This window comes from Nonomuraea basaltis, assembly GCF_005893125.1.
GTDB lineage: Bacteria > Actinomycetota > Actinomycetes > Streptosporangiales > Streptosporangiaceae > Nonomuraea > Nonomuraea basaltis.
Genome location: NZ_VCJS01000060.1, coordinates 37,085 through 62,670, shown reverse-complemented (window position 1 = coordinate 62,670; position 25,586 = coordinate 37,085). Strand labels below are relative to the sequence as shown.

The 25,586-nt window shown below is 69.1% G+C and carries 28 protein-coding genes and 1 riboswitch; of the genes, 10 read left to right on the top strand and 18 right to left on the bottom strand.

Annotated features, from left to right (window positions below; genetic code table 11):
* Positions 1-136: 136 nt before the first annotated feature.
* The 6 genes from EJK15_RS27070 to EJK15_RS27045 are packed head-to-tail and all read left to right on the top strand — an operon-like array spanning position 137 to position 4,361.
* A complete protein-coding gene (locus EJK15_RS27070) occupies positions 137-541 on the top strand; it encodes a hypothetical protein (protein ID WP_138713279.1) in 405 nt (134 codons plus the stop codon).
* Positions 542-579: 38 nt separating this feature from the next.
* Positions 580-966: a hypothetical protein gene (locus tag EJK15_RS27065; RefSeq protein WP_138713278.1), complete on the top strand. Its 387-nt coding sequence runs from the start codon at positions 580-582 to the stop codon at positions 964-966.
* The gene (locus tag EJK15_RS27060) at positions 967-1,827 is read left to right on the top strand and encodes a hypothetical protein (RefSeq protein WP_138713277.1); all 861 of its coding nucleotides are present in this window, start codon (positions 967-969) and stop codon (positions 1,825-1,827) included. It begins immediately after the preceding gene.
* A gap of 43 nt (positions 1,828-1,870) precedes the next feature.
* Positions 1,871-3,775, top strand: a complete 1,905-nt coding sequence (locus tag EJK15_RS27055; RefSeq protein WP_138713276.1) for a hypothetical protein — start codon at positions 1,871-1,873, stop codon at positions 3,773-3,775.
* Positions 3,775-4,068: a hypothetical protein gene (locus tag EJK15_RS27050; RefSeq protein ID WP_138713275.1), complete on the top strand. Its 294-nt coding sequence runs from the start codon at positions 3,775-3,777 to the stop codon at positions 4,066-4,068. Before EJK15_RS27055 ends, EJK15_RS27050 begins: the two co-directional genes overlap by 1 nt.
* On the top strand, positions 4,068-4,361 hold the full coding sequence (locus tag EJK15_RS27045; RefSeq protein WP_138713274.1) for a helix-turn-helix transcriptional regulator: 294 nt from the start codon (positions 4,068-4,070) through the stop codon (positions 4,359-4,361). The genes EJK15_RS27050 and EJK15_RS27045 overlap by 1 nt, the downstream gene beginning before the upstream one ends.
* Positions 4,362-5,338: 977 nt before the next feature.
* Here the strand turns inward: EJK15_RS27045 and EJK15_RS27035 are convergent.
* From EJK15_RS27035 to EJK15_RS27025, 3 genes are all read right to left on the bottom strand, one after another.
* Positions 5,339-6,160 (bottom strand): phosphotransferase family protein, encoded by an 822-nt coding sequence (locus tag EJK15_RS27035; RefSeq protein ID WP_138713273.1) that lies wholly within the window; start codon positions 6,158-6,160, stop codon positions 5,339-5,341.
* Positions 6,161-6,334: 174 nt separating this feature from the next.
* The gene (locus EJK15_RS27030) at positions 6,335-7,132 is read right to left on the bottom strand and encodes a M56 family metallopeptidase (protein WP_138713272.1); all 798 of its coding nucleotides are present in this window, start codon (positions 7,130-7,132) and stop codon (positions 6,335-6,337) included.
* Positions 7,129-7,518: a BlaI/MecI/CopY family transcriptional regulator gene (locus EJK15_RS27025; RefSeq protein WP_138713271.1), complete on the bottom strand. Its 390-nt coding sequence runs from the start codon at positions 7,516-7,518 to the stop codon at positions 7,129-7,131. The genes EJK15_RS27030 and EJK15_RS27025 overlap by 4 nt, the downstream gene beginning before the upstream one ends.
* Positions 7,519-7,678: 160 nt before the next feature.
* Between EJK15_RS27025 and EJK15_RS27020 the strand changes: the two genes are divergently transcribed.
* A complete protein-coding gene (locus EJK15_RS27020; protein WP_138713270.1) occupies positions 7,679-8,557 on the top strand; it encodes a class I SAM-dependent methyltransferase in 879 nt (292 codons plus the stop codon).
* Here the strand turns inward: EJK15_RS27020 and EJK15_RS27015 are convergent, their stop codons facing one another.
* From EJK15_RS27015 to EJK15_RS27000, 4 genes are all read right to left on the bottom strand, one after another.
* Positions 8,558-9,064, bottom strand: a complete 507-nt coding sequence (locus EJK15_RS27015; RefSeq protein WP_276615431.1) for a pyridoxal-phosphate dependent enzyme — start codon at positions 9,062-9,064, stop codon at positions 8,558-8,560.
* 400 nt (positions 9,065-9,464) lie between these two features.
* The gene (locus EJK15_RS27010) at positions 9,465-11,129 is read right to left on the bottom strand and encodes a VanW family protein (protein ID WP_171074556.1); all 1,665 of its coding nucleotides are present in this window, start codon (positions 11,127-11,129) and stop codon (positions 9,465-9,467) included.
* Positions 11,130-11,170: 41 nt separating this feature from the next.
* Positions 11,171-11,851, bottom strand: coding sequence for a WD40/YVTN/BNR-like repeat-containing protein (locus EJK15_RS27005; protein ID WP_138713268.1), 681 nt, complete (start codon positions 11,849-11,851; stop codon positions 11,171-11,173).
* Positions 11,852-11,904: 53 nt separating this feature from the next.
* Entirely contained in the window at positions 11,905-12,546 is a 642-nt protein-coding gene (locus tag EJK15_RS27000; RefSeq protein WP_138713267.1) for a class I SAM-dependent methyltransferase, read from the bottom strand.
* 133 nt (positions 12,547-12,679) lie between these two features.
* On the opposite strand from EJK15_RS27000, the gene EJK15_RS26995 reads away from it, so the two are divergent.
* Complete coding sequence (locus tag EJK15_RS26995; RefSeq protein ID WP_138713266.1) at positions 12,680-12,895, top strand: hypothetical protein; 216 nt, start codon at positions 12,680-12,682, stop codon at positions 12,893-12,895.
* On the opposite strand, the gene EJK15_RS26990 is transcribed toward EJK15_RS26995, so the two are convergent.
* The 10 genes from EJK15_RS26990 to EJK15_RS26945 form a co-directional block, all read right to left on the bottom strand.
* Positions 12,896-13,762, bottom strand: a complete 867-nt coding sequence (locus EJK15_RS26990) for a M56 family metallopeptidase (RefSeq protein WP_138713265.1) — start codon at positions 13,760-13,762, stop codon at positions 12,896-12,898.
* Positions 13,763-13,775: 13 nt separating this feature from the next.
* Positions 13,776-14,138, bottom strand: coding sequence for a BlaI/MecI/CopY family transcriptional regulator (locus EJK15_RS26985; protein WP_138713264.1), 363 nt, complete (start codon positions 14,136-14,138; stop codon positions 13,776-13,778).
* Positions 14,139-14,170: 32 nt separating this feature from the next.
* Positions 14,171-15,157 (bottom strand): hypothetical protein, encoded by a 987-nt coding sequence (locus tag EJK15_RS26980; protein WP_240777240.1) that lies wholly within the window; start codon positions 15,155-15,157, stop codon positions 14,171-14,173.
* Positions 15,154-15,819, bottom strand: coding sequence for a GNAT family N-acetyltransferase (locus EJK15_RS26975; protein WP_240777239.1), 666 nt, complete (start codon positions 15,817-15,819; stop codon positions 15,154-15,156). The genes EJK15_RS26980 and EJK15_RS26975 overlap by 4 nt, the downstream gene beginning before the upstream one ends.
* Before the next feature lie 54 nt (positions 15,820-15,873).
* Positions 15,874-17,550: a murein biosynthesis integral membrane protein MurJ gene (murJ, locus tag EJK15_RS26970; protein ID WP_138713263.1), complete on the bottom strand. Its 1,677-nt coding sequence runs from the start codon at positions 17,548-17,550 to the stop codon at positions 15,874-15,876.
* Positions 17,551-17,561: 11 nt separating this feature from the next.
* Positions 17,562-18,554 carry a coiled-coil domain-containing protein gene (locus tag EJK15_RS26965; RefSeq protein WP_240777238.1) on the bottom strand — a complete coding sequence of 331 codons (993 nt, stop codon included), beginning with the start codon at positions 18,552-18,554 and terminating at the stop codon, positions 17,562-17,564.
* Between the two features lie 4 nt (positions 18,555-18,558).
* A riboswitch (cyclic di-AMP (ydaO/yuaA leader) is annotated at positions 18,559-18,698 on the bottom strand.
* A 272-nt stretch (positions 18,699-18,970) separates the two neighbouring features.
* Positions 18,971-20,503, bottom strand: a complete 1,533-nt coding sequence (locus EJK15_RS26960; protein ID WP_138713262.1) for a multicopper oxidase family protein — start codon at positions 20,501-20,503, stop codon at positions 18,971-18,973.
* A gap of 92 nt (positions 20,504-20,595) precedes the next feature.
* Positions 20,596-20,994, bottom strand: coding sequence for a hypothetical protein (locus EJK15_RS26955; RefSeq protein WP_138713261.1), 399 nt, complete (start codon positions 20,992-20,994; stop codon positions 20,596-20,598).
* Positions 20,995-21,039: 45 nt separating this feature from the next.
* Positions 21,040-21,603: a TetR/AcrR family transcriptional regulator gene (locus EJK15_RS26950; RefSeq protein ID WP_206061121.1), complete on the bottom strand. Its 564-nt coding sequence runs from the start codon at positions 21,601-21,603 to the stop codon at positions 21,040-21,042.
* 16 nt (positions 21,604-21,619) lie between these two features.
* Positions 21,620-23,086: a hypothetical protein gene (locus EJK15_RS26945; protein ID WP_206061120.1), complete on the bottom strand. Its 1,467-nt coding sequence runs from the start codon at positions 23,084-23,086 to the stop codon at positions 21,620-21,622.
* Between the two features lie 184 nt (positions 23,087-23,270).
* On the opposite strand from EJK15_RS26945, the gene EJK15_RS26940 reads away from it, so the two are divergent.
* Complete coding sequence (locus EJK15_RS26940; protein ID WP_138713259.1) at positions 23,271-23,942, top strand: response regulator transcription factor; 672 nt, start codon at positions 23,271-23,273, stop codon at positions 23,940-23,942.
* Between the two features lie 2 nt (positions 23,943-23,944).
* On the top strand, positions 23,945-25,339 hold the full coding sequence (locus EJK15_RS26935) for a sensor histidine kinase (RefSeq protein ID WP_138713258.1): 1,395 nt from the start codon (positions 23,945-23,947) through the stop codon (positions 25,337-25,339).
* On the opposite strand, the gene EJK15_RS70875 is transcribed toward EJK15_RS26935, so the two are convergent.
* Entirely contained in the window at positions 25,330-25,494 is a 165-nt protein-coding gene (locus EJK15_RS70875) for a hypothetical protein (protein WP_171074555.1), read from the bottom strand. The genes EJK15_RS26935 and EJK15_RS70875 overlap by 10 nt on opposite strands.
* Positions 25,495-25,586: the final 92 nt, after the last annotated feature.

Sequence of the window (25,586 nt, the reverse complement as noted above, 5' to 3'; positions counted from 1 at the left end):
CGACCAACCGGCAGGGGCACGGTCTTTCATCAGGACTCCACGTCCAGGAACCCCGAGTGCTCACCTGCCGGCAGCCACTATCCACCACGGAGTCTGCCGGATGGCTTGCTCCCAGAACTCATTAGGACCCCTCGCCATGAACAGCCTGCTCGTCGGAGTCGGCTCCCTGACCGCCGTGATGCTCAGCTTCGGCATCGTGTTCATCTGGAAGAAGGCCTGGCCGACGTTCACCGCCTGGTGGATGCTCGTGGCCGGCCTCGGCCTGATCGGCACGTTCTTCGAGGTCGTCGTACGCACCGTCACCGGCCGCCTGCACCCCCTCGTCCCGGGCGTGCTGCTGGGCGCCTGCGCGGCCATCTGGATCGCGGACGTGTGGGGCAAGAAGAACAAGGTCGGCCGCCCCACCGCGATCGTCGCCCCATTCATCCCGACACTGCTGGTGGTCGGCGCCATCACCATCTTCGGCATCAACACCGCCGACCTCGGCCGAGACGTCAAGCAGGCCTGGCACGACACCATGACGGCCAGCGTGAACAAGTGACCGTCGCCCTGACGGTCGGACACATGAAAGGGAGAACGATGAAGATCGACGACTACGTGAAGGCGTACGTCCGAGAAATCACGGACGGGCTCGACGCTGAGGCCATGATCGCCGACAGGCACGAGTGGACCGGCGAGGACTCCGACGACGGCCCCGGCGCGTACTGGCACTTCGCCCCAACGACCCCGCCCACTGCGCCGTCCTGGCCCGAGGGCGTCACCGTCATCTGGGACTGGTCGGCCGGGTGGATCGACCACAACCGCACCCCGCTGCCCATCTCGACCCTCGCCACCGTCCCCGACGTGACCGAGGCGATCCGGGAGCACGTCGCCGCGCTGCCGACGACCACGAGCACGGACGGGCCGCAGTGGCACCAGGCCGCCCAGCTCGAAGACCTGCTGACCGAATACGCGAAGGACGAATAAGTGATCCCCCTCCTCCTAATCCTGGCCCTGTCCGCGCTCATCACCACAGCGCTGGCGAAGCGCCCCGACGCCCGCGCCGCCACCCTGGGCGGACTCCGGGCCGGCGCGGCACAGGCCGACATCGAGTTCCGCAAGGGAGCCGCGGCCGCGCAGGCCCACTACCGCCAGGCGCAGAAGTACCTCACCCGTCCGACCGCGTCCGGCGACCCGCCCGGACCCAAGAACCTCCGCTGGTGGATGTCGGCCGCGTTCGCGGTGACCGGCGGCACCGCCGCAGTGGCCGCGGGCGGAACGTACGGACTGCTCAAGGTCCTCGGCGGTGCCGTCCGCATCGGTAAGCAGGCCGCCGCCGGAGCGCAGAAGGCCTACGCCGACTACAAAACCGCCCGCGAGATCGAAGAAGCCGAGGTGATCGAAGAGACCGACAAGACCGAGAAACCCGCCTCAGAGGAGACACCAGAGCTGTCGGCAGCCGCCAACAACGACCACGACGAGCAGCCCCACGACAAGCCCGCCGCCGACCTGACCAGATACGACACCACCCCTGACGAAAGGACCACCGTGAACGCCGAATTCGTTTCCTTCCCCCAGCTCATGCAGGACCACGCGACGGCCAACGCCGACATGACCCAGGTCGCGGCCGCGATCGACGGCCAGGTGGCCGGCCTGGTCGCGAAGAACATGGGCCGCGGCGAGCTGCTGACGGCGCTGATGGCCGCGCAGGAAACCGCGAACATGCTGGCCCTGCAGCACGCGCACATCGCGAACCTCGCCGCCGCCCAGGCCTCCGTGACCGAGGCCCACGCGGCGGTCGGCGGCGTGGACAACGTCGCCGACAAGGAGGCGTACGCGCAGGGCTGAGCCCCGGCCGTACGTCGAGGAACCACGCGAAAGGAGCCCCAACATGTCCGAGGACCGCAAGCAGAAGGCCGGCAGCGACGTCGCCCACGCAATGCGGCGCATCGCGTTCCGACAGCGGTACCGCACGATGATGGCGGCGCCTTTCGTGTGGCCGACGATAGCGCTTCCGCTGTCGGCGGCGCTCGATGCGCAGCAGCCGGCCGTAGGCATGCTGGGTGCGGCCGCCGCCTGCGCGTTGCCCGTGGTCCGCGCCGTGCGCGCCCGCCGGAACATCGGCGCGGCCGCGTTCGGCACGGGGTGGATGATGACCGCCGCGGCGGCCGGCCCGTACGGGGCGATCGCCGTGGCGGGCGTCGCCGGGTGGCTGTGGTTCTCGGCCGCGTACTGGCGCAGGCACCGCCGTCTCCCGCTACCCGGCACCCTGGCCACGCGCGACGTCGAGACGCCGCCGGTTGTCGTCGAGCAGGTCGAGATCGACCCGGAGGTAGAGCGGATCATGCGCCGCTTTGATGAGCGCCTGGCCGCCAAGGGAAAGGCCCTCGACGGGATGACCCTGACGACGCTGAAGCGGATCGACGCCGGTTACCGCGCGGAGATCCGAGCAGTGCCGGGTGAGAAGACCACCAAGGACATCATGATGGCGGCCGAGAAGGTCGCCTCGGCGTTCCAGACCTCGACGCAGCTGGCGGTGCTGGAGCCGACGACGTACGGCGACAACAGCCGGGCGATGTTCACCCTGCTCAAGGACGACACGCTCGCCACGGTGCGCCGGTTCGAGGACCTACAGCCCCGCATCGGCAAGGACGGCCGCGCCCACATCGGCTACTTCTACGACCTGCAGCCCGCGCACTGGGCGTTCTTCACGAAGTCCGGCGGCATGCGGCACGGCATCATCGTCGGCGACTCCGAGGCGGGCAAATCCCGGTCGGTGGAGACGCTGATCAGCCTCGCCCACCTGTCCGACAAGATGGCGACGGTGCTGCTCGACCCGCAGGGCGGCAGCATGCCGGACTGGAACGGCAACACCCACCGCTGCGCCCTCGGCGAGGACGACTGCATGGGCGAGCTCGAGATGTGGCACTGGGTGATGCGCCGCCGCGTACGTCACCTCGCCTCTCTCCCGTGGGTGGACGAGGATGGCGACGAGCGGAACGGCAAGACCCACCTGGTGCCCGGCGACCCCGACACGGGCGGCATGACCGGGATCTTCTTCGTCCTGGAGGAGGCGCCGGAGCTACTGACCCACGACGTGCACGGCAAGCGCGCCGTGGGCATGCTCGCCTCCGGCGCGAAGACCTGGCGTAAGGGCGGCGGCGGCATCGTCCTGGTCGCGCAGGACCCGAACATGACCGAGCTCGGCGGGTCGGTGACGCTGCGGGCGCAGCTGCGCAAGAACGCCTGCGCGCTGCGGACGCAGACGCCCGGCGCCGCCTACCAGATGGGGCTCCCTCATGACCCGTCGCTGCTGCCGATGACGTTCCAGGACGGCTCGCTGACGCAGGGCCTGGCGTACCTGTCCGGGATCGACCGGCGGGCGGCGCTGATGCGGTGGCTGTACACCGAGAAGCCGAAGTACATCGCCCGCCAGCCGGCGGCCGGCCGGATCGACGACCTGACGATGGGCTGGATCGCGGAGTTCGTCGAGGCGAAGAAGGCCGGGCGTGAGCCGGGCACGGGCAAGTGCGCGGCCGCCGATGACGGGCCGCGTGCGACGCCGGGCGACGTGAAGGCCGCGATCGTTGATGTCCTGGCCGAGGCGGACGGGCTGGCGCTGGAGATCGGGGAGCTGCTGCACCGTGTGCTCAAGCGGCGGGTGACTGCGCCGCCGAGCGAGATCAACGCCCAGCTCAAGCGGCTGGTGAAGGACGGCCGGGTGTGGCTGGTCGAGAAGGACGGGGGAGAGGCGTTCGCGCTGCCCGAGGAGATCACGGAGAGGCTGGAGGCGTGATGAGAGAGGCGATCCGGATCGCGATGGTGTCGGCGTGGCTGGCGGTCGTGTGGGCCGCCGCGCCGCTGTCGCAGGTGTCCAGCGTGGAGCTGGCGGTGGTAGTGCCCCTGGTCGTCGTCGCGGTCGGCGCGGTGCTGATGGCGCTGGAACGGCTCGGCGCGAGCGCGGCCGGCATCGCCCTGACGGTCGTCGCGGTGTGGATGCTGGCGGTATCGACGTGGGGGCCGGTGGCCGGGACCGCGCTGCTGGTGTCGGGCACCGCGGTTCTCGCCGGGGGGTACGCCGAGATCTGATGAAGCATGTGACGCGTCAACATGCAACAATTGCGTCAATTGCGTCACAATGGCAGGTGGCGACAAGTGTTGCGAAAGTCGGCCGGGATCGTGAAGGGGGATCGGTGGCAGACAAGCATCTGACTCCGGAGGAGCTGGCAGAGAGGGTGGGTGTGCCCGTCTCGACCGTGTACCAGTGGAACTCGCGCGGGGGCGGGCCCCGCTTCATGAAGATCGGTAGGTACGTGCGTTACAAGGTCGTCGATGTGAATGCCTGGGAAGAGTCGCTGTATGTGGAGCAGGCTGCTGGATAGCCATGGCGGTGCCGAACGCCCCGGATCACTCTGCGTGATCCGGGGCGTTGGTGTTTGAAGGGGCCTTCTTTGGTGGTGGCTTCCCTGTCTCTGGTTCTGTCTCAGTTCTGTTCGAGGGTGGCTAGCGATGGCAAATGATGGCAAGTGACGACAAGTATTTCCCCAGGTAGAGAGCGTTTTTCGGGAAGAAGGCGCAGATCGGTTCTGCTTGTGCCGTAGATCTATACCATCTTCGAGGGAACGTCGGAGATCCAGCGGTTGATCATTGGCCGCGCCGTCACTGGCCTGCAGGTTCGTTGAAGATGTCCGATTCTTCATCCGTGCGTTAGAAGATCGATTAGCGGTCTGTTCCGTCACTGTTCCGTCAGAGCGCGCAGGGCTTCGAGGCAAGATCGTTTGGTGTCGACCTTCTGGTTACACAGAGTGACAGGATCTCCTGTCGCCGTGATGCTCGTCCGCGCTACTTGCCCTGTGCTGAGGGGGCAGCAGGCGGTGACCGGACGCCGATTCCGGCAACAGGCAGAGAGCGCGTCGAGGCCATTCGGCCCAGGCGGCAGCCGCCACTTTGGCTGCTGCAGGAGACCTTGCTGGTCTTTCCGAGTCGGGGTCAGGCCGTACGATGCCATCGCAAGAAGTGATCGATGCGCCGACGTCGGACTCGATACCGTCGGATCGGTGGATTCGTGGGACGACCACGGCGGCCGTCGTTGTGCTCGCTGCGATTGCGGCTGTGGTGCCGTTTCGGCATATGCGCGAGCCGGCCTTGGCGATGCACCGGTCCGCCCTGCGCGGCTCACGCCCGATCAGCGCAGCCCTGACCAGAGGACGTGCGGGGCCAGTCCGGCGACGATCCACGTCGGCCAGGACGACGGCCAGATCCGGATGGTCATCGCAGAGGCCGGTCGTCCTCATGCGGCCAGCGGCACAGCCGTGCCGGCGACCTGCCAAGCCTTGTGCGCGACTGTGAGCCGAGAGCGTCAGCCGAGCAGTTGCAGGACCCTCTCGGCCTGGCGCTCTGTGGTGCCGATCGGGTTGTGAGGTGTCGCCGGTCCATCTGGGCCGAGCTGGAGAAACCAGCCCAGCGCGATGAGGCGGCGGAAGCCCCGCACCCGCTCGGCTTCACCGGGGGCGATGTCGAGGTGGGCCAGGAGCTCGTCGCCGTCGAGGTGGCCGTCGACGCGGGAGATGTGCTCGGCTACCTCGCCGATCTCGAAGGCGCGATCATTACGGCCGGAGTCTTCCCAGTCGATGAGCCGTACGCGGCGCTCGTGGTCATCGCACAGGTAGTTCGCGCGGTTCCCATCTGCCAACCCGAGGACGGGCGGATGTGGGTTCGCCACGAGCTTGTCGGGGTCGGTGGACGCCAGCCAGGCGGCTCCCGCTTGATAAGCCTCCCGCGCGAGGGGGTCTTCGCCGAGGTTGGGCTGCTTGTCGGCCCATGCACGGTATTTGTCCACGGCTACGGCAGGGCCCCACGGGGCAGGCTCGACCGCCTCCACCACCCGGGTGGGGATTGCCTGGTGCAGCCGGTTCAAAGCAGCGGCCATCGCCCTGACCTGCTCGTCAGTGGTGTCCTGGCCACGCAGGACACGACCAGGCAGCCTGGTCATCACGATCATGGGCGGATCAGCGTCGAGCGCGGCTTCTACTGGCGCGGGGGCAAGACCGGGTGCATATTCGGTCAAGAGCGTCAGCGCGGCCCATTCCCGGTGGGGTTCTCCTCGCTCCCATGACGCGTATCGCTTGGTCACGACGTCGTCGCCGAGTTCGATGTTATGGGTGCTGAATCGGTCGGCCATGCGCTCGCTTCGCCCTTTTTGTCCCTCCACTGGAGGACGGGGTTCTCCAGGTATGCCCTCCCCAGAGGGAAGGAAGGGCCATGAGATTACCGCACGTCACGGCCGTCATCAGGGCGGAAGAGAAATCGATCGTAAGAGCTTGTATGCCCGACGTGCTGCGCGGGCTGATGAAGATCAGCTGACGGCCGTCCACGCGGTCTGGCCGAGGCACATCATGAGGCTGGTCGCGACGACCAGTCCGGTCAGAGACAACGCCACAGAGTGGATCGAGACGTGCCGTCGGGGGAGGTCGTCTCCGAGCAACTGGGCGACACGAGCGTGGGTCGCGCCGTCGAAGGCGGACGCGGGCACCGGCGTGGGGGCGTCGCCCATGGTGAGCAGGGCTCCGGCGACGGCTCCGGCGCCGACCCTGCGGATGGCCACGCGGTCGGCGGCCAGTTCGGCCTGCTCCTTCTGCCGGTCGGCCGTCCAGTTCACGAGGGGAAGGTAGAACAGCACGTCCGCGCAGGCCCGCAGCATCAGCCGCCGCAGCGGGTCGCGTCGCTGGGCGTGCACAGCCTCGTGCACAAGGACGGCGTCCAGTTCGGCCGGGGCCAACTCGGTGGCGAGATCGGTCCCGACGTACACGCGGGGGCGGATCAGACCGGCGCAGAAGGCGGTACGGTGACCGGCGGCCAGGCAGACCACCCCCCTGATGCCGGTCCGGAGAAGGGAGTCCCGCAGTGGGGCGGGGCCGGCGGCGCGCGGCAGTCTTGCCAGAGCCCGGGCGGCACCCGCCGCGAGCCAGGCGGCGCGGGTGGCGATGGCGGCGAGGCTGATCGCGGCGACCAGTGCGATGGCGATCCCCCAGCATTGGGCTACGGTCATCGTGGCGCTCACCGCCAACGGCGGTCTCCAGGCCAGGCGCAGCACGATCAGTGCGGCCACGGCGATCAGCAGCGCGGGACGGCGGCGCAAGTTGTACGAGATCATTTGCGCAGGTCCTCAAGCCTGCGCCGCTGTTCAGGCGTGAGGTCTGCGAGACGGGCGGCGAACGCGGCCAGGGCCGCGTCACCGTATGCGTCCACGAACCGGGCCGCCTCCTGGGCGCTGGCGGCGGCGAGAAAATCGGCGGGCGATCCCGCGCGCCGGTACTCGTGCGCGCGCATGCCGGTATCGGCGGTGGCGGTCAGCAGACCCTTGTCGGCCAGGCGGCGCAGCGTGGTCATGATGGTGGTGTAGGCGAGCTCGGGCATCAGCGCCAGCACGTCGCGCACCACGAACGGCTCAGCGACCGCACCGGTCCACACGGCCCGCATGATCCGGCCCTCCAGCGGCCCGAGCACCGCCAGCGCCCGATCGAGGTCATCTCGCGACATCCCATCTCCTATCGTCCAGTAGTAGCTTATCGCTCGGTGAAGTGTTTCATCGGCGGAGAAAGGCGCGCTTGGCGACGGCGTCCTGCCGCGTCTCGCGATCGCGACTACTAGCACGCTATAGTACTATTTATCGGTAGTAGAAGCGCTGGAGGGATTTGCCATGTCGATTCGGAACGATGCCACGCCGTCAGACTCGCGGCGCATCGTCAACGCCGAGCAGGCCGAGGCGTGGAACGGGGACCAGGGCCGCCACTGGGTCGCCTACCGGGACCGTTACGACGCCATGCTCGACCGATTCACCCACCGCCTGCTCTCCGCGGCCGCGGTGGGCGCGGGGGAGCGGGTGCTCGACGTCGGATGCGGAAACGGGCAGACCACATGCGCCGCGGGCCAGGCCGCCGAGGGCGTTTCGGCGCTGGGGGTGGATCTGTCAGCCCCCATGCTGGAGCAGGCACGTAGCCGGGCGGAGGAGGAAGATCTCCGCAACGTTCGCTTCGACCAGGGCGACGCCCAGGTCTACCCGTTCCCGGTGGCGGGTTTCGACGTCGCCATCAGCCGTTTCGGCGTCATGTTCTTCAACGATCCGACCGCCGCCTTCTCCAACATCATGCAGGCGCTGAGTCCGGGCGGCCGGCTGGCGTTCCTGTGCTGGCAAGAGCCGCTGCGCAACGAATGGATCATTCAGCTGGGTACGGCCCTGTCCGCTCACGTCCCGCTGCCCCGGCTCGACGAGGCCGGGTCCGGTCCGTTCTCCCTCGCCGACGCCGACCACACCCGCCAACTCCTGGAGGCAAGCGGCTTCACGCAGGTGAGAGTCGATCCGGCCGAGGAGCCCATGCGGCTGGGCGCCGCCCCCGACGATGTGACCGGCTTCGTCCGCGAGATCGATCTGGTGCACACACTGCTCGCCCAAGCCGACCCGGCTACGGTGGCCAAGGCGCTCGACGCGGTACGCGACGCCTTGATCCCCCACCAGACGCCCGACGGCATCTTCCTAAAAGGGGCCGCTTGGCTCATCACCGCCCGACGCCCATCCTGACTACGCATTTCCCGGATTCCCGCCGACTTCGCCTGAACCGGACACCATGGGCACCAAAACCACTTTGCCGGGGCGCGCCAGGGCATCGTAGGCGCTGACGTTGTCCGGGTTGTGGTACTGGTCCGGGCAGTAGGCGCCGGGGTTGTCCCCGAGGAGGTCACGCACCCGCTCGCGCCTGGCCTCCTGCCAGCCGCCGGTGAGGTGCGGGCGAGTCACGACCTCGATGCGCGTCCCGTACGCGCTGAGCAGCCGGTGCATGAGCGGTTCCATGCCGGGGTCGCTGACCAAGGTGACCGGATGGCCGTAGACGATTCCGGCCAGGGCGAGCCCGAGGCCGAGCGTGCCGCTGGTGGACTCGATGACGGGGGCTCCCGGCCGCGCTCGCCGCGGCAGCGGGCCTGGCGGATCATGTGGAGCGCCGGGCGGTCCTTGATGCCGCCGGGGTTGTGGCCTTCGAGCTTGGCCCAGAAGCCGCGCCCGCGCTCTCCCTGTAGCTCGGGGATCCACAGTACGGGCGTCCCGCCGACGAGAGCGGCGACGGAAGATCTGCCGGCCGGGAAACCGAGGAATCGTGTGGACGGTGCGGGATGGCAGCGGCGAGCCTCGTGCCAGGGGGCGGAGCCATCACGGGGGCAGGCTGGGTAGCGGGGGTCTCGCAGGACGTCACGTCATGGTCGTCGTGTTCCCCGTGATCCACCGGGGCGCTGGCCCCATGCATGACGTGCTGGGGATGGTCGCCATGCGCGTGCGGCGCTAAACCGCAGAGCAGGATAGGGAACGCGGCGACGATCGTGAGCACGATGAGCAACGCGCTCCTGGCGCGGCTGCTCCAGTGAATGCTCACGATCACATGGATCAGCCTGTCTCGCTTTCCGTATGCATACATAAGCTCTGGGTAATCGTCTACTTAGGACTTCGTGCAGGTGAGGCGGGGCTCGACGTCGTACACGGTGTGGAAGCGCTGCTTGCGGATGACCTTCCCGTCCTTCTTGAAGATGCGCCACACGTCGATGGCGAACCCCTCCGCGCCGTCCATGGGTATGCAGTCAGGACCTGAGTCGGTGAGGCTGGTGATGGGCTTGACGTCGTAGCGCCCCGAACTCTGCGATTCGATGTCGTAGCGCTTGGTGCTCCAGAACTGCACGGTGATGGAGGTGCTGGTGTAGGACGTCTTGATGAGCACCCCGTACGGCGAGTCGTTGCGCCAGCGGAAGTCCGGCTGGGGATAGGAGACCGTGGACTCGCGCCCGGCGGGGTAGCGGGAGATGTAGTACTGGTGGGGCATGTGCTGGACGTCTTCGAAGCCGCCGAAGAAGACGGCGTTGAACATGGTGGTGGCGAACTGCGACACTCCGCCGCCGACGTCGTTGACGAAGCGGTTGTTGAGGATCATCGGTGCCTCGACGAAGCCGCGCGCCTTGTCCCGCTTGCCCACCACGCCGTTGAGCGAAAACGTCTCCCCGGGCTGCACGACATAGCCGTCCACGATGTCGGCGATGCGGTGGATGTTGGTCACGCGAGGGGCACAGCAGGGGTGCTGGGTGGTGAACGAGCTCACCTTCTCCTTGACACCCAGCTTCTTCGCCTCGGCCGTGGTCACCCGGGGCTGCCGCGCCACCGCGGGCAGCTCGACGCGCCGGCTACCCGCCGCCACGGCTTCGCCGATCGCCCGACCGAGCGCCTCGATGTCGGCGCCACGGCCTGCCTGTGAGGGGATGACCCGCGGCCTGCCGTTGACAATCTTGAAGGAGGCGTCCTTCGGCGCAGTGCTCACTAAGGTCTTGGCCAGGGCCGCGCTGACCTCAGAGGCGTCGAAGGAGGGCCGCAGACCGCCCTTGCCGTCGGAGACGAAGCGGAGGCCGGCAGCCAGTTCCTCCCTGGACACGGCGGCTTCCTTGCCGCCGCTGGCTACCGTGACAGGAGCCGCGACCGCCGTGCGCGCGGTGGTGGCGGCAACACGCCGGACCTCGGCGGCGGTGAGGGCGGGCGGCGTCACTTGAACGTCCAGTTCGGCGGAGGTGCGGCCGGCCACGAACGCAGCCCGTACGGGTTGTGCCGCTCCGTCGCGGTCCAGCGTGCGGCCCGGCTTGGGGAGTGTGGCTTGCGGTTCCAGCCCCTGGTAGCGGATGCCGCCCTCCGCGGGCTTCCTGTCCACGGACTTGGCCAGTCCGGCGAGTCCGGCGGCGAGCTGCTGCTCGTCCACAGTGACCACGGGGCGGATCTGCCGGCTGCCGAAGAGGGAACGGGCGATGCCCGTCGGCGTGGTGGCACCCTCCATCGCGGCCTCGACCGTCGCCTGCGCGTCGAAGCCCAGCCCGAGCTGGGCAGGCGTGAGCTGTTTCCGCTTGTTCGCCGCGATCAACGTCAATGGCTGCTTCAACCGCCTGTTCAGGCCCTCGTCGAGGCGGGCGCGAGCTGACTCGGGAGACAGCCCGCCGATGTCGACGCCGTCTACCCGGGTGCCGAGAGGGACCTTCCCGGCGAACGCGATGGCGGGCACGGCGTAGGCGAGCGCCGCGACGATGACGACGGCGGCCGGGATGAACATGCGCGGTGAGCGCAGGAGGCTCATGAAGCCGCCGGACCTACGACGGCGGTTGGGCCGGGGAGTGCTCATGAGGCCGCCGGGCGGAAGACGACGGTGAAGTCGCCGCCGCCGTTCCGGGACTCGTGGACGGTGCCGTCCTCGGTCGCGGCGAGCAGCCGGTTGGCGTCGACGGCGGCGAACCCGCCCGGGGTGGTCGCGTAGAGGCGGTCCGCCTCGGCGGCGCTGGCGGCCAGGTCGATGACGTCCTCCTGGGCGCCGGGTGTCCAGGTCTTCCCCTCGTCGGCGCTCGCCCTTACCCGCCCCGTCTGGCTGTCGTAGGCGTACAGCTTGCCTCCCGCAGGCTGCAAGGCATGGAAGTCGGCGGCACCGCCCTCGGACACGGTGGCCCACGTGCGACCGGCGTCGCTGCTGCGAATGAGGCCCATGTGCGGGCTGGCGGCGCCCGGGTCGCCGGGGTGGCCGCTGGCCAGGAACGTTCCTGACCCGGTCACGGTGAAGCCCATGTGATCCTGGATGCGTCCCGCCACCCGCTGGGCGGTCTCCACCGACGTGACCTTGAACAGGCCGTAGTGGCCCGCCAGGTAGAGGGCCCCGTCGGCCGGATCGACGCCCAGCCCATGAATGTGGCCGATTCCCGGATCGTCGGGCTCGGGTGCTGAGGAGGGTTGTGGTTGTCCGCATGCCGACGCGACAAGAGCCAGGATGGCCAGCGCCGCCGCTGCGGCACAAAGCCGTGAATCGCGCATAGTCGCAGATTCTACTAGTTGATGTAGTAGCTTGGGTAAGTCCGGTGCCGCGTTCAGATGCGTCTGTCGAGAGAGCCGTCGGGATTCGCGTGACGGTAGACGGAAACGGTGTAACCCTCGGCGCGGACTTCGTCGACCTTCTTCAGCATGGGATGGCCGTCGAAGTCGGGATGCAGCCGTTGTGCCTGGTCGGCCGCATGGGTAAGGACCAGCAGCCCGCCGGGCTCGACGAGCGACACCAGGCGCAGCACGGCATCCCGTCGGCGGCCCGTTCTGCCGAAGTAGTACAGCACCTCGCCGCAGAAGACGAGATCGAAGCGGTCGAAGGGCTCGTTGAGGACGTCCTTCCTGATGAACGCGGCCCGTGCCCCGCTCTCGCGCGCTCGCCGAGCCGCCCGCCGTATCGCACGACGGGAGATGTCCACACCGACGGTCTCCGCGTCAGGATGGGCGGCCGAGGCGAGCAGGGTGAAAGTGCCCTCGCTGCAACCCACGTCCAGGATCCGCATGTGGTCCCCCTCCGGCACGCAGGCCAGCGTGGTGGTGTATTTCTGCCGCTCGTAGGTGCTGGTGGCGTGGTTCCACGGGTCGGGCACCAGATGCCAGATGTCGAAGTAGCAGCGCAGCAGCAGACCATGTGCCCGGCGACCCGCCAGAGACATCAGTCCGAAGAACGCCTTGTGCAGTCCGCTCATGTTTCCTCTCGGCCCTTGCCTCTCCGCCTGTCCGGGAGCATGCTTTGCTCAGATTATCTACTACGATATCTAGTAGCAGGCGAGAGAATGTGGGTCGGCCAATGGAGCGAAGGCGTACACCTCGTCGAGAACGGTGCGGACCGACGACGTGTTCATCGACTTCGGATCGGGGATGGGCCGCATCGTCTTCCAGGCCGCCGCGCACTATCCCGTTCCGGGGCGTCATAGGCGTCGAACTGAGCCGGGACCTGCACGGTCCCGCAGGGCCTCCATCCATCTCTACGACGTCCTGCCGGCCCCCACCGGCGAGACGGTGCGAGTGGACGCTCTGCGCTCCGGCGGACACTGATCAGAGCAAGACGAGCAGCACGGCGGCGTGGTGGAGTTGCAGGGCCGAGGAGACGGCGCCGCCGGTGGCCACCCAGGTGCCGCTGAGCAAGATGGGCCCCGCCAGGCTGTTGTCGCTGGGCGTCTCCTCAAGCAGAGCCTGGACTCGCCGGACCACGTGGGAATCGGCCAGCGCCGGATAGCCCCCGGGCGCCGGGCGGGGATCGGCCAGCGCGACGCGGGCGATCGTGCGCGCTGTGAGAGCCCGGTCTTCCACCGCCTCGGCGGCATCCTCGTCTGCCCAGCGCTCAAGGGCGAAGCGAAGTGCCCGGTGCGTATAGGCCAGGGGAGGAAAGATCCTGACGGCCACCGAGCTGATCGCCAGGTACAGGTGGTGGCGATGTCTGAGGTGAGCCGCCTCGTGTTGGAAGACGACCCCCAGTTCCCGCCCCGACAGCAGACCCAGCAGCGCGGTGGAGACCACGACGCCTCCGCTACGGCCCGGGACCGCCAGAGCGAACGGCCGGTCGTCCGCCACCACGCCACGACCCAGCGCCCGCACGAGTCTGGCGTCGCACCGCCAATGCCAGCTCAGCCGTACGATCGAGGCTGCCATCAACGCCATGACGATGGCGGCCAGGACGGCTGCGGGGAGGGGAATCGGGCCGTGCCCGGGTAACACGGCCTGAGCCGGGCTCTTGGGAGGCGGTTGCGCCGTCGCGATCAGGATCACGAAGCCCAATGTGCCGAAGACGGTCGTCGCGGTGGTCGCGGACAGAGCGATCAAGAGGCGAGCGGTCCAGGCGGGGTGCAGGCGCGGCTGGCGCCATCCCAGCAGCAGGCTCACCGCCGCAAGCAGCATCGCCGGCAGGAGGGCTTCGGTGCTCATGCCTTCCCCCGGCTCATGTGCCTTCTCCGCGCTTGGCGAGGAACGCGCGGAGCGCGGCCTCCTCCGATTCATTGAGTCCCTGGACGAACTGGCCGAGCACGCTGGAGGGATTGTGGGCCAGACGCAGGTGGGTGAACATGCGTTCGGCCGCCAGGCCGGACTCGTCGGCGACCAGCCGGTAGACGAACCCCCGCCCGCGCGGGAGGCGCTCGACCATCTTCTTGTCCAGCAGCCGGAACAGGACCGTGTTGACGGTGGTGTGCGCGGGACCGCCCGCCAGCCGCTCGCGCAGTTCGGCAGGCGAGAGGTAGCCGTCGGCGCCGGCCAGCACGGCCAGGACTTCGGCCTCGAGTTGCCCTAGTTTGCGGCGTGACACCTCGATCCTCCTTCCCGTCCCGGTCGGCCGGTTCACCGTTTGAAGCCGATGTGCAGGTGGTCCTCGTGGACCGTGTTGGTGAACGTGCCGCCGTACCGGTTGGCGAACGACCACGGGCCGCCGACCTCGTCGGAACCATATCGCAGGGCCGTCTCCATCAGGATGCGTGCCGGGTTGCGCGCATTTCCTGGTTGTCGCGCGTAGGTGGCGACCCGCTTGCCGTCAATGGCCCAGATGTCGACCGCGCGCCCGCGGGTGTGGTTACTCACCGAGGCGCTGCCGTAGACGTTGGCCGGGTGGCCGTTGGACAGCACGCACACTGACAGCTTGTGATCGCGTGACAATCGAAGGAGCATGCGCAGGACGCGGTCGTCCACGCGCCCGGCTTGGATGTCCCAGCGGGCGGTGTCGGGCAGCACGATGGTGCGGGAGGTCAAGACCTGCTTCGCCAGCGCACCGACAGCTTGCGCCTTGGACGCCCTGCCACCGCTCGAGGCGATCCGCGTGACCTGCCAGACCCCGTCGCGCTTGGCCAGCCTGACATCGAGGGTGCGCGTGGTGGTGGTCAGCGTGTCGCCGCGGAGCACGGCTTGCCGTACCACCGTCATGATCGAGGAGCTGGTCGCGGTGAGTCCGCCCAGTTGCGGATAGACGACTTGCAGGGCGCCGGCGGCATCCGCGTGAAGCAGAGGCTTGGCGGCGGCGATGTTCTGGGTGGGCAGCCCGCGGGCGGCCAAACGCTCGCGGCCGGCGGGCACGCTTCCCCCGCCTTGGGGATAGTTGAGCAGTGTTTCCAGGTAGGCCACGGCGGCGCGTTTGACCGGGCGGGCCGGTTCGTCCGCGGCGACGGTGAACGGTGCGACCTTGGGCAAGGCGGACCTCGCCTTCTCCGCGGAGGAGGAGGCGGTTGCGGCGCTCGATGGCTTGCCGGAATCGGCGGGCGTGCGTGGCGTGGCTTCAGACAGGCCGCACCCCGCCAGCGCCATCATGAGCCCGGCGCCCAGTGCCACCAGCCTCATCGCGGGTCCAGGACGTAGGAAATCCACGACTTGTCGTCGGGGTCCTGGATCTCTGCGTCCTGTTTCCAGCCGAGGTCCTCGTAGAACCGCTGCGCCGCGGTGTTGTCGGCGGCGGCCTGCAGTTGGAGGCGTTCGACACCGTGGACCTTGGCGATGTTCACGAATGCGGTGACCAGTGCGCGGCCCACTCCGTGGCGGCGCAGGTCATCGCGTATCGCGATGTGGCTGAGGACACCCGTTCGCCGGGACTCCGCCGTGCCGGCCGGTGCGTGTTCGCGGGCACGCTTGAGGCCGCGCGTGTACCGCTGGGCCCGGGTTCGCATGAACTTCGCCGTCAAGGCGGGGCGCAGCAGCAGCGAGGTGGCGCCGGCGCGGGCCAGCCGCCACCGCTCCAGGCGGATCACGTGCCGGTGATGTACGGCCGCGTCGGTGCAGCCCACCAGGAACCCGGCGCGCTCCCCGTCGACCTCGGCGATCAAGGCGACCGCCGCCGGACTGGTCAGGAAGGTGCGGTAGTAGCGGCTCAGGAACTTGTCCCCGAGTTCCACGAAGAACCCCTGGGACAGGTTGATCCGGTGCAGATGGACGACAGCGGGGATGTCACGCAGTTCCATGACCCGCAACGACACGACCGGCGTCCGGGGAGACAGGGGTAGCGACATACACGCAATCTACTACATTTGTAATAGATACGATGGGCAATAGTAGATGTTGACTCAGGTGCGGCGGAGCCGGGCCATGAGCAGACGAATCTCCTCGACTCGCCACGCACGGGCGATCACGACATAGGCCGCGAGTCCCAGGAGACAGGCAGCCGAGGTCGCGCCGAGCGCGATCATGGGCCCGTGCGGGGACGTCCACCCCAGCGTGACGAGCCCGGCCACGGTCCCCGGCGCCGCTGCCACGTACAGACGGGCGAGGGTCCCGGCCAGGGCGCGGGCGCCGATGCCGCCCAGGCGGCGGCCCAACATCGAGCCGGCCAGCAGAGTGCCGGACGCATAGGAGATCATGAAGCCTGCGGCCACTCCCACGACGACCCGGCTCGGCGGCAGCAGCAGGTAGGCCGTCGTGCCCAGGACGGCGTGGACGCCGAGATTGGCCGCCGCCAGCATCGCGGGCGTACGGGTGTCGCCCATCGCGTAGAAGACGCGAAGCATCAGCTGGTAAACGGTGAAGGGCACCAGGCCCACGGCGAGGACGGCGAGCACGCGGCCGATGTTGGCGGCATCGGCCGCCGAGGTGGCGCCGCGGGCGAACACGACCTGCGACAGGGGGACCGCCACGACCGCCAGCGCCAGTGACAGCGGCACCATGGCCGCCGCCGCGGTACGAGCCCCGGACAGGAAGTCGCCGCGCAGCTCGGCCCAGCGTTGATGGGCGGCGTGGTCGCTCATCCGGGGCAGCAGCGCCGTCATCAAGGACACCGCGATCACCGCGTAGGGCAGCTGGAACAGCTGGTAGGCGTAGGTGTAGGTGCTGAGTCCCGCGCCCGTGCCCGCCTCTCCGGCGGCGCTCACGGCGCCGGCCCGGTTGGCCAGGTTCGCCGTGAGCACGAATCCGAGCTGGGTGCAGCATACGTAGACCAGCATCCACCCGCCCGCCCGTACGGCCTCGCCCAGACCGGAACCCCGCAGGTCGAAACGCGGACGCCAGCGGAAATCGGTCGAGCGCAGCGCCAGGGCCAGCACCGTGACCTGCGCCAGCAGCCCGGCCACCGTCCCCAGCCCGAGCAGCGCGATCTGCGGCCGGGTGATGTCCGCCGGCTCCACCCCAGGCCCGGCGACGACGAGGAACGCCGCCCCCACCGCGATCATGGTCAGGTTATTGCAGACAGGCGCCCACATCGGAGCGCCGAACCGGCCCCGTACGTTGAGCATCGCACCCAGCACGCCGCTGAGCCCCACCAGGAACACCTGAGCCAGCAGATAGCGGGCCAGCAACACCGCGACCTCGAACTGCGGCTCGGTGAACCCTCCCGCATACAGCCCGATCAGCCACTCCGCCCCCAGAACCGCCACCGCGGCGAGGGCCAGCAGCACGACGCCTGCCGCCGTTGCCAGCCGTTGTTCCGTGGCCCTGCCATCGTCGGCCTCGCGCGCCCGCCGTTTCACCAGCAGGGGCACCAGGACACCGGTCATCAGGCCCCCGACCAGCAGGTCGTAGAGGGCGAACGGGATCATGTTGGCGGTGTTGTAGGCGTCACCGAGCAACTGCGTCCCCACAGCGGCGGCCAGCACCACCGTCCGGCCGAAGCCGGAGACCCGGGACACCATGGTCCCCGCGGCCATGATCGATCCGGACCGCAGCAGCGAGCTGCCCGTCGTGCGAGCGGCGTCCACGGGAGGAGGGGCCGGCGCGGTGTCGTCGCCGGTCTTCGCGGGCTCCACGCCCATCACACCCCTTCTTAGTAGACCGAGATGTGCGGGTGGTCGTAGTGGTTGGCCGTGACACCGCCCCGGTCGCTCATGGGCTTCCACGCCCCCGTGCGGACGTGCCAGATGCGCTGCTTGTAGATCACGTACATGATGCCGAGCCGCTGGGCGTTCTCGATCACCCAGGCGGAGATCTCATCGCCCAGCCTCGCCTGCTCGGACGAGGGCATCGCGCCGCCGGAGCTCAGCATGAAGTCGCACGCGCGGCCGAGCGGATGCTCGCCGCCGTCGTTGGCGCCGCGGTAGCAGCCGACGCCGTAGGACAGGTCGAAGCGCTGCCGGATCAGGTCGCGTACGTTCCGCATCCGCAGGGTGATGTTGTCGGGCCCCGAGGGCAGCTCCGGCACCCAGGTGCCGTCGGACCTTCGCGAGGTGGGGGTGGTCAGCTTGTCGAGCTTGTCCTTGATCCCCTCGATGAGATCCTCCGCCTCCCCACGCCGCTCGCCGACCTCGGCGGTGACCGCGCTGAGATCCTTGACCTTTCGTCTGGCATCGCCGGCCGAATCGGCGTAGTCGTCGCGTGCCTTGGCGAAGCCCGCTACGAGCGCCGCCTCCTCGGCGGCGAGCTGCTGCAAGATGGCCGCGCGGCTGAGGGTGGTGCTCGGATCGGCTCCGCCCCAGAACATCGCGAGGTTCGGATCCGGTTGCTGGTAACGCAGCGTCACCAGCTCCCGGACACCTTGTTGGGCCTGCTCGTATTTCCTCTGCGCCGCTCGTAGCCGGGCCTGGGTCGCTTGTTCGGCCTTCCTGGCGGCGGCGAGCGCAACACGCTTGGCGTTGTAGTCGCCGATCAGCGCGTCGAGCTCCTTCTGCTGTTTGGCGAGCTGCCGGCGCAGCTCCTTGGCGTCGGGCTTGGGGGCCGCGTGAGCCGCGGCACCGACGCTCGCGCCCATGACCAGGGCGACCAGCAGGGCCGCCAGCGGGTACCAGGCACGACGGCATGGCGTGGGGGGACGACCCACCACGTAGAGCTCCTCTCCTTCTGCCTACCGGGTTAGCTGACGGGTTCGGGCTGGAGTCGCCCTACGACGACAGAGGCCGCCGATTCACCCCTGCATCGTGGGTCCCCGGCTCCCGGTCGGGGGACCGGGACTCGGCTCGGCGGCTGAGGGCAACCGCACTACGAGGAACCATAGTAGAGACTGCGGGAGAGTGCGGAGGTTTCGCGCAGAGAGGTATGCCACCCACACGGGAGCCCGCGACGGTTCCATGAGGCGGACCCCGCGGGCGCCCTATGCCTCACATGGGGTCCCGCCTCCCGGGACGGATATCCCGGGAGGCGGGGTTCATCCCGACGGGCCAGTCTGCTCTTTGGAATATTGACTGGCGGCCATGCGCCTGCCTCGCTGCTCGTCGCTGAACCCGGCCGGCGGGGGTCGCGTCAGGTCTGCTGGTAGCCGAGCAGGGTCATCATGCCGGATTCGCCGTGGTAGATGTTGTGGCAGTGGATCATCCACAGGCCGGGGTTGTCGGCGTCGAAGTCGACGTCCAGCCTGGTGCTCGGCAGGACGATGGCGGTGTCCTTGCGGATGCCGCCTTCGGCCAGGGCGAAGGTGTGGCCGTGCAGGTGCATCGGGTGCCACATCGTCGTGCGGTTGACGAACGACAGGCGGACCCGCTCTCCTGACCGAATCGCTGAGATGATCTTCGGGTTGTACTTCTTGCCGTTGATCCCCCAGTCGTAGGCCGCCATGCTTCCGGTGAGCTCCAGTTTGATGGTGCGGTCGGGGTTCTTGGGCGCGAGCCGCACGGCCTCGGCCGGGCGGAGCTTGGCGTTGCGGAGGACGTCGCCCTCCAGTTCACGCGGGCGCAGGTCCGACTTGGGCGCTGCGGTCGTCCGGCTGGTCCTGATCAGGCCGCGGGCCACCGCGTTCTTGCCCTCGGCGAGTGCGACCAGCGGGAAGACGCCGTCCTTGAGGGTGACCAGCACGTCGTAGCGCTCGCCCATGCCGATCAGCAGCGCGTCGGTCTCGATCGGCTGCACGGGGAAGCCATCGGTGTGCGTGACGGTCAGCCGGTGCCCGGCCAGCGCCACGCGGAAGGCGGTGTCGCCGCCCGCGTTGATGATCCGGATGCGCAGCCGCGCGCCGGGCTTGGCGCGGAAGGTCTCCGGTGCGGTGGCGATCCGCCCGTTGAGCAGGAAGTGCGGATAGCGTACGTCGCCCGCGTCCCCGCCGAGCAGCAGGCTGGTGGCGCCCATCAGCATGTGCTTGCTCGTTCCGGGCGATGGGCTGGGCGTCATCTCGGCCATACCGGTCATGCCGCCGTGGTCCATGCCGCCCATGCCGCCGGACAACTCGGCGAGCACCTCGTCCGGCGTGCCGGTGACACCGTCCAGCCAGTCGTCGAGGATCACGACCCATTCGTCGTCGTACGTCAGCGGCTCGTTCGGGTCTTCCACGATCAGCGGGGCGTAGAGCCCGCGGTCGAGCTGGGTGCCGGTGTGCGGGTGGAACCAGTAGGTGCCCGGGTCGGGAGCGGTGAATTCGTAGACGTATGTGGCCCCTGACGCGACGGGTTGTTGTGTGACGCCGGGCACGCCGTCGGCGTCGTTGCGGAGCGCCAGGCCGTGCCAGTGGATGCTGGTGTCTTTGGGCAGGGTGTTGGACAGCCGGGCGCGGACCACTTCGCCCGCCCTCACCCGGATGGGGGTGCCGGGGATGCGGCCGTCGTAGGCCCAGGTTCGTGCGGTGAGGCCGCCGAGGTCCACATCGCTCTCGGCGGCCACGAGGGTGAAGTCGCGTACCGCACCGGGACGGCGGGCCTGCTCGGCGGCGCGGACCTGGTCGCTGATCGGGCCGATGAATGCGGGGGAGGAGGTGGGGGTGCCGTTCTGGGCGCACGCCGTGAGGGCGGCTCCTCCCAGGAGACCGAGACCGCCCCGGAGCAGGGTGCGTCGACTGATGTTGTGCATGATTGATGCCTCGCTGACGGTTTGCGCTGACGGACGGGCGGAGACCGGACGAGGCTGGGCATGACGGCTCCAGCGGTCCGGGGTCGGAACGCCTACGTCCGCAGCACGACCGTGCGCGTCAGGATGAGCGACAGAGGAGGCGGGCCGCGAAGCGGCCGTGGTATGCGCCGTCCGGGATGTGATCGCAGCCAGGCAGCGGCCAGGCCCGCGATGCGCGGGCCCAGCGGTGCCAGGACGAGGAGAGCGGCCAGGATCGCCAGGCAGACGGACGCTGGGTCGGGTGCCCCGCTCGGCGCATCACCGGATCCGGAGTCCGGCACGGGGGAATGAGCGCCCTCCGCGTGGAGCATGCCGGTGGCGGACGGCTGAGGCGCGTCGTGGCCGACGACGTGGCCGAGCGTGTGCATCGCCGCCACGCCCAGCATGAGGAGGACGAGGAGCAGCAGCCGCGGCAGCATGCCCGCCGGCCGTCCCACCTCCGTTGACCTCATAGTCAGAGCATACGGGATGACTCCTATGGTCCGTCGTAGAAACACTTACGGCAGCAGGCCGTTCATGACCAGGTCGATGACGGCATCCCTGGCGCGCTCCGGCGGCCACTCGTGGCTGGCGCGCAGGTGGACATAGCCCCAGCCGGCGGTATTGAACAGCACCGTGGCGGTGACGGTGGGAGGAACTTCGCGCAGCGAGCCGTCGAGCACGCCGTCGCGGAGCAACCGCTCGAAGGGGGCCGCGAAGATATCGACCGTGAGCGCGTCGGGGCCAGGCTGGTGGAACATCTCGCCGTGCGCCATGTACATGCCGGCCAGCAACTCCAGGTGGCCGTCGGCGGTCTGGAACATCGCCTCCAGCATCGCCCTGAGCCGCTCGGCGGCACTTCCCGGGCCGGTCAGCGCAGGCCACAGAGCGGTGCGGAACTCGTCGGCCGCGCGGGCGGCGAGTGCGGCGACCAGCGCCTCCCGGCTGACACCGCGGCGGTGCAAGGTCGCGCGGGAGATGCCGGCCTCGTCGGCCACCCTTTCGAGGGTCGCCTGGGGCAGGCCCCATTTGGCGACGGCGGCGGCGGTGGCGTCGACGAGGGAGGGTTCGATCGCGGTCACGGACGCCACACTAGCGCTACGTTGACGTCGCAATCCTGGTCTCCGGTCGCCGGGACCGCCGCGTTTGGAGAATAGCGAGGCCGAGCACGGCCAGGCCGAGGGCATAGAGTGCGCTGCCTGCGGCGATCTCCGCGCCGGGCAGAGCGGCTCCCTCGGCCCGGCCCGCCGGGAGGTAGAGATCGCGCCGTTCGCTGATCCGTTGCGCGGTGCTCGCATCCAGTGCCAGCCACGTCTCGACCGGGCCGCGGGCATGGGCCGCCTCGAGGTAGACGAACCAAAGACCGGTCGTCGGGACCCTGACGGTTCCCGTGACCTGCCGGCCCTCCACGCTCAGGTTTCCGCTGATCACCTCGCCTGCTCGGCGCGCCAGAACCCTGCAGGGATCGGAGGTCGAGCACGCGACCGGCAGTTCAGCGGCCAGAGTGAGGATGCCGTTCCCATCAGCGGCCCCTGCCAGAAGGACCTGCGCGACGGGCTCGCCCTGACCGGGGTCGTGCGCCAGCGCCGGGTCCGGGATCGACATCGGAAGGGCGGCGATTCCGCCCGCGAGAAGAAGTGCGGCGACCGGACGCAATCGGGAGTCCGCGAGCAGGGCCGCGAGAAAGAGCGCGATCACCGGGATCGCCGCCGGCAACACGCTGATGACAGGGACGCCCGCCGTGCCGATCGCCGCGGAGACCAAGGTCGTGGCCGATACTCCTGCCGCACCCGCGGCGTAGGCGGTGATCGGCCTCCGCCACGGCAGGTCCGCCAGCGCGAGACCGACGATGGCGAGCGGGAGATCCGGGGCGGTGCGACCGAGCGCCGTCAGCACCACGGCCACGATCAGGCGGGCCAGCACATAGATGCCGACCACCCGGGTGACGGCGAAGCGGCCGGGAATGAGCCGGCGGAGCATCCCCAGCGCGAACAACGCGCTGACCAGCAACACGGGCAGGTAGAGCGCCTCGCTGAACTGCGGGACGTCCGTCTCGAACTCCAGCACGGCGATCAGGGCGCTGCCGAGCAGCAGCCCTCCGGCAGCGGACAGCAGCCACGACGGAGTGCCGGGACGGGCTCCGGCCAGCACGCCCACGATCAGCGCCACGGTCCCGAAGACCGCGAGCATGTGCGGCGGGCTCCACAGCACGGCGTCGCGGCCGAACGCCTCGTGCCAGAAGGCGTCCGCCACACCCGAGCCCAGCGTCACCAGAGCGCCGGCCGCGGCGGTGAGCAGCGCCGGATGCCGCACCGCGGCAAGCAAGGAACGCGACCGCCACACCACGAGCGCGCCCCACGCGGCCACCGCCAGTCCGGCCACCGCGACCGACCCGTACAGCGCCAGATGGGGAGCGATGAGGGCGTCGTCCCGCCCGATGTCCGTGTGCCAGGCGTCGTCCCAGTACGTCGCAAACAGTGATCCCAGCCCAGCCGCCACGATCAGGCCGACCACCCAGGGGGCAAGCAGAATGCGATGGAAATGTCCTGTTTCTGCGACTCTCATGGCGCAATTCTGCGACTTACATGTTCGCATGTCAATCGGACGGACGCCGTCCGGTCGCCGACTGCTCTACTAGGACTGATCGTTGCTGATCAATGAATGCTCGGTTAACTCCCTTGGCTAAGTCCACGGCTCCCTCTACTATTCCCTTTAGTGGATCGTGCCTTACGACGGGGGTGAGTCCGGGGTGCGGATCTTGCTGGTGGAAGACGACGCGCATGTGGCCGAGCCGCTGAAGGCCGGACTGGTGCGGCATGGGCACGATGTGGAGCACGTGACCACGGGCGCGGAGGCATTGCTCGCGGGGAAGACCGATCTGGTGCTGCTGGACCTGGGCCTGCCCGATCTGGACGGCCTGGAGGTGTGCCGCAGGTTACGCGAGTTCTCCGACGTGCCGATCATCGTGCTGACCGCCCGATCAGAAGAGATCGACCGCGTGATCGGGCTGCAGGGCGGCGCCGACGATTACGTGGTCAAACCGTACGGCTTCCGCGAACTGCTGGCCCGGATCGAGGCGGTCACCCGGCGGGCGTCGCGGCAGCGGCGCGATGCCGAGGAGGAACCGCCCGCGGACCGCGGCAAGCTGGTCGTCGACCGCCGCACGCGAAGGGCCTTGCTCGACGGGGTCGCGCTCGAGCTCACTCGCCGGGAGTTCGACCTGCTGGCCTTCCTCGCCGAGGACGGCGGCGCCTTACGCACCCGTGAAGAGATCATGGATCGGGTGTGGGACGAGAACTGGTTCGGCTCCACCCGCACCCTCGACGTCCACGTCGGCTCGCTGCGCGCCAAGCTGGGCGATCCGTCGTGGATAGAGACGGTGCGCGGCGTCGGGTTCCGGCTCGTCGAACCCGGTTCCTGACCATGCGCCGGCGGTTGATGCTGACGTACATGTCGCTGACGGCGCTGCTGTTGCTGGCGCTGGAGATCCCGCTGTTCTTCACGTTCGTGATGAACGACTTCCACCACCTGGCCAACACGCGGCTACGCGAGGCCGCCCGGCTGGCCGGGCAGGCCGTCCCCGCTCTGACGGAGGGGGAGTGGGGACGGTTGGAACGGGAGATGCGCGACTATCGCGCCTCGACAGGCTCGCGGATCGCCGTGGTGAACACGTCCGGCGCCGTGGTGTCCGCCGCGGGAGATGTGGCCGTCACCGACCCGGATTGGCGGGCGCGGCTGATGCTGGCCCTGGCCGGCGAGCGGGCGGATTTCGTCGACTACCCCTACAACGTCAGCGCGCTCCCGCTGTTCATCGCCGAGCCGGTCAGAGCCGAGCATGGTGTCGTCGGGGCGGTGGTGATGATCTCACCGACCGAGGAGGTGCGGGACTCCGGCACCCGGACCTTGCTGGTCCTGGTGGCCGTCCTCGTGCTGGGACTGGCGGCGGCGGCCCTGCTGGCCGCTCCGTTCACACGATGGGTCATGCGGCCGGTACGGAGCCTGGACACCGCCGCGGGCGCGATCGCGGCCGGAAACTACGAGGTCCGAGCGCCGGCCGACACGGGTCCGCCGGAGTTGCGGAGTCTGGCACAGGCCTTCAACACCATGGCCGGCCGGCTGGTCGCGCTGTTGCGCGCCCATCAGAGCTTCACCGCCGACGCGTCTCACCAGATGCGCAATCCGCTGACCGCGTTGCGCTTGCGGCTGGAGAACCTGGAAGAGGTCGTCGCCCCGGAGACCTCCGAGGAGGTGAAGGAGGAGGTGAGGAAGGCGTCGATCGAGGCCGAGCGCTTCGGCGGCATCCTGGACGCGCTGCTGCGGCTGGCGCAGGCCGAGGGCCGGGAGACACCCTTGGGGCGCGTCGACGTCTCCTCCCTGGCCAAGGACAGGATCGAGGCCTGGCATCCGGCGGCCGACGCCCGGGGTGTGACGCTGATGTTCGAGAGTGCGCCGGTCGAGGCGTCCTCCTCGGTCGCCGTGCTCGGCCAGGTTCTGGACGTGCTGCTGGACAATGCCGTGGACCACGCGCCGCGGGGGAGCACCGTGCGCGTGCGGACGGCGCACGAGGGCGACAGCGTCCTGCTGCACGTCGCTGACGAAGGGCCGGGGATGACGGCAGAGGAGAAGACGCGCGCCTGGGATCGGTTCTGGCGCGGCTCGTCCTCGGCGGAACGGGAGGGCTCCGGCCTGGGCTTGGCGATCGTCGCGACGCTGCTGGAGAACGTCAGCGGCACGGCGACCTTGGAGGATGCCGTGCCGCACGGATTGGACGTGGTGGTGCGCCTACCGGCCTGGCGGCCGAACGGATCTCATACCTGAACCGGTTCGCGCGTGGGCTCATTCGCCGGGGCCGGTTCGGCCTGACGAGTGGAGTGCCGCCAGGCCGCCAGCGTCCAGGCGACGATGACCATGGTCACGCCCACCACGATCACGACGGCGTTGATCGCCGCCTGAACGACATCGGTGTCGATCACGAGAATGCTCCCTTCCTCCGGAGAACGCCTGCACGCCCACGCTAGGAACCGGTGCGACAGCGGCAGCCCAGGGACGCGACAAGGCGTCGGCA

Excerpts from the sequence above, each read along its gene's own strand:
- EJK15_RS26945 (WP_206061120.1), bottom strand. The coding sequence starts at position 23,086 with ATGAGAGTCGCAGAAACAGGACATTTCCATCGCATTCTGCTTGCCCCC.
- EJK15_RS27025 (WP_138713271.1), bottom strand. The coding sequence starts at position 7,518 with ATGTCGCGAGATGACCTCGATCGGGCGCTGGCGGTGCTCGGGCCGCTG.
- EJK15_RS27030 (WP_138713272.1), bottom strand. The coding sequence starts at position 7,132 with ATGATCTCGTACAACTTGCGCCGCCGTCCCGCGCTGCTGATCGCCGTG.
- EJK15_RS27055 (WP_138713276.1), top strand. The coding sequence starts at position 1,871 with ATGTCCGAGGACCGCAAGCAGAAGGCCGGCAGCGACGTCGCCCACGCA.
- EJK15_RS27035 (WP_138713273.1), bottom strand. The coding sequence starts at position 6,160 with ATGGCCGACCGATTCAGCACCCATAACATCGAACTCGGCGACGACGTC.
- EJK15_RS26990 (WP_138713265.1), bottom strand. The coding sequence starts at position 13,762 with ATGAGCACCGAAGCCCTCCTGCCGGCGATGCTGCTTGCGGCGGTGAGC.
- EJK15_RS27045 (WP_138713274.1), top strand. The coding sequence starts at position 4,068 with ATGAAGCATGTGACGCGTCAACATGCAACAATTGCGTCAATTGCGTCA.
- EJK15_RS27005 (WP_138713268.1), bottom strand. The coding sequence starts at position 11,851 with ATGCGCGATTCACGGCTTTGTGCCGCAGCGGCGGCGCTGGCCATCCTG.
- EJK15_RS26960 (WP_138713262.1), bottom strand. The coding sequence starts at position 20,503 with ATGCACAACATCAGTCGACGCACCCTGCTCCGGGGCGGTCTCGGTCTC.
- EJK15_RS27020 (WP_138713270.1), top strand. The coding sequence starts at position 7,679 with ATGTCGATTCGGAACGATGCCACGCCGTCAGACTCGCGGCGCATCGTC.
- EJK15_RS27070 (WP_138713279.1), top strand. The coding sequence starts at position 137 with ATGAACAGCCTGCTCGTCGGAGTCGGCTCCCTGACCGCCGTGATGCTC.
- EJK15_RS27010 (WP_171074556.1), bottom strand. The coding sequence starts at position 11,129 with ATGAGCCTCCTGCGCTCACCGCGCATGTTCATCCCGGCCGCCGTCGTC.
- EJK15_RS27050 (WP_138713275.1), top strand. The coding sequence starts at position 3,775 with ATGAGAGAGGCGATCCGGATCGCGATGGTGTCGGCGTGGCTGGCGGTC.
- EJK15_RS27000 (WP_138713267.1), bottom strand. The coding sequence starts at position 12,546 with ATGAGCGGACTGCACAAGGCGTTCTTCGGACTGATGTCTCTGGCGGGT.
- EJK15_RS26935 (WP_138713258.1), top strand. The coding sequence starts at position 23,945 with ATGCGCCGGCGGTTGATGCTGACGTACATGTCGCTGACGGCGCTGCTG.
- EJK15_RS26955 (WP_138713261.1), bottom strand. The coding sequence starts at position 20,994 with ATGAGGTCAACGGAGGTGGGACGGCCGGCGGGCATGCTGCCGCGGCTG.
- EJK15_RS27065 (WP_138713278.1), top strand. The coding sequence starts at position 580 with ATGAAGATCGACGACTACGTGAAGGCGTACGTCCGAGAAATCACGGAC.
- murJ (WP_138713263.1), bottom strand. The coding sequence starts at position 17,550 with ATGGGCGTGGAGCCCGCGAAGACCGGCGACGACACCGCGCCGGCCCCT.
- EJK15_RS26980 (WP_240777240.1), bottom strand. The coding sequence starts at position 15,157 with ATGAGGCTGGTGGCACTGGGCGCCGGGCTCATGATGGCGCTGGCGGGG.
- EJK15_RS26975 (WP_240777239.1), bottom strand. The coding sequence starts at position 15,819 with ATGTCGCTACCCCTGTCTCCCCGGACGCCGGTCGTGTCGTTGCGGGTC.